This is a genomic window from Rhodococcus sp. CX (assembly GCF_015865005.1).
In the GTDB taxonomy this organism is placed as follows: domain Bacteria; phylum Actinomycetota; class Actinomycetes; order Mycobacteriales; family Mycobacteriaceae; genus Rhodococcus.
This window is the reverse complement of sequence record NZ_JADZGH010000039.1, coordinates 1-5,629: the sequence shown is the minus strand read 5'-3', so window position 1 is coordinate 5,629 and position 5,629 is coordinate 1. Positions and strand designations below refer to the sequence as shown.

Annotated in this window: 8 protein-coding genes; all 8 read left to right on the top strand. The window is 70.8% G+C overall.

The genetic code is table 11. The features are described from left to right. On the top strand, nt 1-260 hold a 260-nt coding region (locus tag I0Q12_RS31835; protein ID WP_307846006.1), incomplete at its 5' end, for an NAD(P)H-hydrate dehydratase. Nucleotides 261-358: 98 nt separating this feature from the next. Continuing rightward, a complete protein-coding gene (gene alr / locus I0Q12_RS03715) occupies nt 359-1,540 on the top strand; it encodes an alanine racemase (RefSeq protein ID WP_197250655.1) in 1,182 nt (393 codons plus the stop codon). Continuing rightward, nucleotides 1,537-2,595: an alpha/beta fold hydrolase gene (locus tag I0Q12_RS03710; protein WP_197250654.1), complete on the top strand. Its 1,059-nt coding sequence runs from the start codon at nt 1,537-1,539 to the stop codon at nt 2,593-2,595. Before alr ends, I0Q12_RS03710 begins: the two co-directional genes overlap by 4 nt. 19 nt (nt 2,596-2,614) lie before the next feature. After that, nucleotides 2,615-3,100 (top strand): tRNA (adenosine(37)-N6)-threonylcarbamoyltransferase complex ATPase subunit type 1 TsaE, encoded by a 486-nt coding sequence (tsaE, locus tag I0Q12_RS03705; protein ID WP_248676417.1) that lies wholly within the window; start codon nt 2,615-2,617, stop codon nt 3,098-3,100. A gap of 29 nt (nt 3,101-3,129) precedes the next feature. After that, entirely contained in the window at nt 3,130-3,795 is a 666-nt protein-coding gene (gene tsaB, locus I0Q12_RS03700; protein ID WP_197250653.1) for a tRNA (adenosine(37)-N6)-threonylcarbamoyltransferase complex dimerization subunit type 1 TsaB, read from the top strand. Next, nucleotides 3,792-4,271, top strand: coding sequence for a ribosomal protein S18-alanine N-acetyltransferase (gene rimI, locus I0Q12_RS03695; RefSeq protein WP_197250652.1), 480 nt, complete (start codon nt 3,792-3,794; stop codon nt 4,269-4,271). Before tsaB ends, rimI begins: the two co-directional genes overlap by 4 nt. Then, nucleotides 4,268-5,302: a tRNA (adenosine(37)-N6)-threonylcarbamoyltransferase complex transferase subunit TsaD gene (gene tsaD, locus I0Q12_RS03690; RefSeq protein WP_197250651.1), complete on the top strand. Its 1,035-nt coding sequence runs from the start codon at nt 4,268-4,270 to the stop codon at nt 5,300-5,302. Before rimI ends, tsaD begins: the two co-directional genes overlap by 4 nt. Nucleotides 5,303-5,445: 143 nt before the next feature. Then, nucleotides 5,446-5,629: hypothetical protein (locus I0Q12_RS03685; protein WP_197250650.1), on the top strand; the 184-nt coding region annotated here is incomplete at its 3' end.

Genomic DNA, 5,629 nt, shown 5'->3' with positions numbered 1-5,629 from the left:
GTCCGGACGGGCACGTGTTCGTCAACGACGCGGGTGGTTCGTGGGCGTCCACCGCGGGCGCAGGCGACGTGCTGTCCGGTCTGATCGGGGCACTCATGTCGGCGGGTATGGCACCGGATCTCGCCGCTGCGGCCGGTGCCCGGGCGCACTCGCTCGCCGCGAACCTCGCCGCCCGTGACGGAGTGGGCGCCGCCCCGGTGTCCGCGAGCGCGATCCTGTCGCAGGTCAGGGCCGCGGTGCGCACGCTGCGCCGGTATTGACGCCGGACCGGCGTGGTGGTCATATATGTCCGAATTGTGATCGGAACGCCACCACCAGCGCGCGGCGCGCGAATCGGGCAGTGGCAGGATCGAAGATCATGACCACCGCAGCACGCACCCAGGAACAGCACCGACACGCCCAGCCCCAGGCCGAGGCGGTGATCGACCTGGATGCGGTCGCGGACAACGTTCGCCTGCTGCGCGAATACGCGGGGGACGCCGCGGTGATGGCCGTGGTCAAGGCCGACGCCTACAACCACGGCGCCGTGCAGGTCGGGAAGGCGGCGCTCGCCGCCGGCGCGCGGGAACTCGGTGTCACGACCCTCGCCGAAGCTCTGGAGCTGCGCGCGGCGGGCATCGACGCGCCCATCCTGGCGTGGCTGCACACCGTCGACGCCGATTTCGCGCCCGCGATCGCCGCCGGCGTCGAGATCGGTGTGTCCTCGCCCCGTCATCTCGCCTCCGTCGTCGCCGCCGCGCGCGAGACCGGCATCACCGCGACGGTCACCGTCAAGATCGACACCGGACTCAACCGTGGTGGCGTCGCCCGCGACGAATGGCAGGACTTCCTGCGCGACCTCGGTCGCGTGCAGGCGGAAGGCGCGGTGCGGTTCCGGGGTGCGTTCTCCCATCTCGCACACGCCGACGAGCTCAACCACCCGGAGATCGACGCGCAGCGGGACCGGCTGATCGAGGCCGTCGCCGATCTGCGTCGGCAGGGCACCGCCCCGGAAGTGGTGCACCTGTCGAACTCCGCCGCCGCCGTCACCCGCCCCGACCTGCGATTCGACATGATCCGGCCCGGAATCGCGATGTACGGGTTGTCTCCGATTCCCGAGGTCGGTGACTACGGGTTCCGGCCCGTGATGACGCTGCGGACGAGGGTGGCGCTCGTGAAGAAGGTGACAGCAGGATCCGGGGTGTCCTACGGGCATCACTGGATCGCGCCGGTGGACACCACCGTGGCGGTGTTGCCCATGGGCTACGCGGACGGAATCCGGAGGAATCTCAGCGGCCGCTTCGAGGTGTTCCTCGGTGGCCGGCTCCGGCCCCAGGTCGGCCGCGTGTGCATGGACCAGATCGTGGTGGACCTGGGCTCGGACGGCGGTGGAGTAAGCGAAGGCGATCATGCGTTGTTCTTCGGTGACGGACGCCACGGAGAGCCCAACGCCCAGGACTGGGCGGACCTGCTGGACACGATCAACTACGAGGTCGTGACCGGCGTCGGCGGACGCACCGTACGGACCTACATCGGTGGTGAAGGAGGCGGGTCGGAATGAGCATGATGGGCAGGATGGGGCTTTTCGCCGCGAGTCTGGCCACCCTCGCCTCCGCGGCCGGCCTGTACGCGGTGCGATCCGCGGGCATGCCCGCCCCCGAGATCTATGCCGACGAGGACTTCGACGCGATGCTGGCCGCGCCCAAGCGCATCGTCACCACCGAGGACGGGGTCGAACTCGCCGTGCGCGAATTCGGATCCCCGCGTGCCCCGCTGACCGTCGTGTTCGTCCACGGATACTGCCTTCGCATGCAGTCCTGGCACCTGCAGCAGCGTTACCTCACCGAACGGTGGGGCCGCGACGTCCGGATGGTGTTCTACGACCAGCGCGGGCACGGCGAATCCGGTGCCGCCGGAGCGAAGTCCTGCACCATCGCGCAACTCGGTCGCGACCTCGGCCGCGTCATCGACGAGACCACCCCGGGCGGGCCCGTCGTGGTCGTCGGGCATTCGATGGGTGGCATGACCGCCATCGCGCTCGCCGCGCAGCGCCCCGACCTGTTCGACTCCCGGATCGTGGGTGTCGGTCTGCTCTCGACCACCGCGGCCGGCCTGAGCAAGACCGGGCTGGGCCGCAACCTGGAGAACCCGGTGATCGACGGGTTCCGTTATACCGCCCGCACCGCCCCCGGGTTCGTGCAGTACGCCCGCGGCACCGCGAAGGCGATCGTCTCGCCGATCCTGCGGGCCGCTTCGTACGGCACGGTCGTGAGCCCGCGGCTGGTGGAATTCTCCGACCGCATGCTCAACGAGACGTCGGTGCTGACCATCGTCAACTTCCTCCGCACCCTGGAACTGCACGACGAATCAGCCGCCCTGCCGACCGTCGGGAGGGTGCCGGTCCTGGTGCTGTGCGGTGATGCCGACATGGTGATCCCGTTCTCCGGCTCCGAGGAACTCGCCGCGAGTCTGCCGGACTGCGAGCTCAAGCGGGTGCGGGGCGCAGGGCACCTCGTCCAGCTCGAGTTCCCGGAGGTCGTGTGCAAGGCCTTGGACCGGCTCGTGCAGCGGGCCTTCGCATACGACGCGCGCAACCGGCGGGCCGTCGGTGTCTGAACACGTGAAGGATGATGCTGTGTCCGACCACGCCGTGTCCGATCACGCCGGCGAGCAGTACGCCGAGCTGCCGACCGTCGAGGACACCGAAGCGCTGGGCCGCCGGCTCGCCGCGGACCTGCAGGCGGGCGACCTGGTGGTGCTCGACGGACCCCTCGGCGCCGGAAAGACTGCGCTGACCAGGGGTATCGCCGCAGGTCTCGGGGTGCAGGGGCGGGTCACCTCGCCGACATTCGTGATCGCCCGCGAGCACCGGCCGGGGGAGCGCCCCGGCGGGAAACCGGTAGGGCTCGTGCACGTGGACGCCTACCGGCTCGGCGACGGCCCGGACGCCCTGGACGAACTCGACGCCCTCGATCTCGACACCGACCTGACCGCCGCGGTCGTCGTCGTCGAATGGGGCGAGGGACTCGTGGAGAAGCTGACCGACCGGCATCTGCGGGTGCGGTTGCGTCGCGACCCCGAATCCGATGTGCGCCGTGCCACCTGGGGCTGGGTCGGGTAACTATCAAACCGGCGGTATCCTGGGTAATCGTGCTCGTTCTCGCCGTCGATACCGCCACCCCCGCCGTGACCTCGGGGCTGGTCCGCCTCGGCGACGGCACGCCGCAGAATCTCGAGACCCTGTCGGTGCGGGTCTCCGACAATCCGCGGGGACACGCCGAGATCCTCACGCCCCAGATCCTCGAATGCCTCGCCGAAGCGGGATGCGAATCGGCGGACCTCGACGCTGTCGTCGTCGGTGTGGGTCCCGGACCCTTCACGGGATTGCGCGTAGGGATGGCGACCGCCGCCGCGTTCGGTGACGCGCTGGGCATCCCGGTATACGGAGTGTGCACCCTCGATGGGCTCGCCGCGGACGTGTACGCGGCCGATGAGAACGGCCCCGATCTGCTCGTCGTCACCGACGCCCGCCGCCGCGAGGTGTACTGGGCGCGATACGCCGAGGGTCGCCGGGTGGAGGGTCCCGAGGTGCGCAAACCCGCCGAGGTGACGGCCGCGCCCTCGCAGCGGGTCGCGGGATCACCCGCCCACACCCCGCTGTTCGACCTGCCCGCCGTGCCGGTGCACACGCCGTCGCCGGCCGGGCTGGTCGCGGTCGCCGCACCCGAGCTGCTCGCCGCGACCGCACCGCAGCCGTTGGTGCCGCTGTACCTGCGTCGGCCGGATGCGGTGGAGACGGCGGCCCGGAAGAAATGACCGTGTCCATCGATGCGCTGCGCCCGGACGACGTCGAGCGTTGCGCGGAACTCGAAAAGGTCCTGTTCCCCGGGGACGACCCGTGGAGTGCCGACGCGTTCCGGTCGGAACTGGCGTCCCCGCACAACCACTACGTGGCCGCCCGCGACGACGACGGTCGCCTGATCGGTTACGCCGGTCTGGCCCGGCTCGGTACCGGTGTGCACCCCGAATCGGAGGTGCACACGATCGGTGTCGACCCGGACCTGCGGCAACGCGGCATCGGGGGCGCGTTGCTCGACGAGCTGCTGCGTGTCGCCGACGCCTGGGGCGGCCCGGTGTTCCTCGAGGTGCGGACCGACAACGACGCGGCGATCGCGTTGTACCGGCGTGAGGGCTTCGAGATCGTGGGCACCAGGAAGCGTTATTACCAGCCGAGCGGCGCCGACGCGTACACCATGTGTCGGCCGGACCGGCGAGAGGAGCGAAAGCCGTGATCGTGATGGGCATCGAGAGCTCGTGCGACGAGACGGGTGTCGGGATCGTCCGGTGGGTCGGCGACGGCACGCTCGAACTGCTCGCCGACGAGGTGGCTTCGAGCGTCGACGAGCACGCCCGCTTCGGCGGCGTGGTGCCGGAGATCGCGTCCCGCGCGCATCTCGAGGCGATCGTCCCGACAATGCGCCGGGCGCTGGCGGCCGCCGGCATCGGCAAGCCCGATGCCGTGTGTGTCACCATCGGCCCGGGCCTGGCCGGCGCGCTGCTCGTGGGGGTCGCCGCCGCGAAGGCGTACGCCGCGGCCTGGAACGTGCCGTTCTACGCGATCAACCACCTGGCCGGGCACGTCGCCGTCGACACGATCGAGAACGGTCCGATGCCGCCGTGCATCGCGCTGCTGGTTTCGGGCGGGCACACCCACCTGCTGCATGTCGAGGACCTCGGCAAGCCGATCGTCGAGCTCGGCACCACCGTCGACGACGCGGCCGGTGAAGCGTTCGACAAGGTGGCACGACTGCTGGACCTCGGATATCCCGGTGGCCCCGTGCTGGACAAGCTGGCCCAGCAGGGCGATCCGACCGCTGTGGTCTTTCCGCGCGGCATGACCGGGCCGCGCGATGCGCGCCACGACTTCTCGTTCTCCGGTTTGAAGACCGCGGTCGCGCGGCATGTCGAAGCGCTGGAACGCGCCGGGCAGCCGGTTCCCGTCGCCGATGTCGCGGCCGGATTCCAGGAGGCGGTCGCCGACGTGCTCACCATGAAGGCGGTGCGCGCGGCTCAGGATGTCGGTGTCGACACGCTCGTGCTCGGTGGCGGCGCGACCGCGAATTCGCGGTTGCGTGCGCTCGCGCGGGAACGGTGCGAGGCCGCCGGGATCACGCTGCGGGTGCCGCGGCCGCGGTTGTGCACCGACAACGGTGTGATGATCGCGGCGCTCGGTGCGCACCTCATCGCCGGGGGCGCGCAGCCGTCGCTGCTGACCGCCGCCACCGATCCCGGCCTGCCGGTGTCCGTGAGCCAGGTGGTCTGAACCGGTCTCATCCGCCGACGGTGGATCCGGCCGGCGGTAGTGCCGGTGCTTCCGGTGTTGCGGGCATGAGTGTCGGAGCACCCGAGTCCGCCCCGATCGGAGTCCGATCCGGCTGAGACGTCCCCGGCGCACCGGGTTCCGTCGTGACCGGCTCCTCCGGGTTCGGTTGCGGCGTCGTCGATCCGGCGTCGGGCACCGTCGTCGGCGGCAGCGGGGTCGTGGTCACCGGCGGGGTGGAGGTCGGCGGGGTCGGCTGCGGGGGCGTGGTTCCCGACGTGGTCGAGCCCGGACGCTCGTCGTCGTCATCGGGGCTCTGCGTGGTCGGCG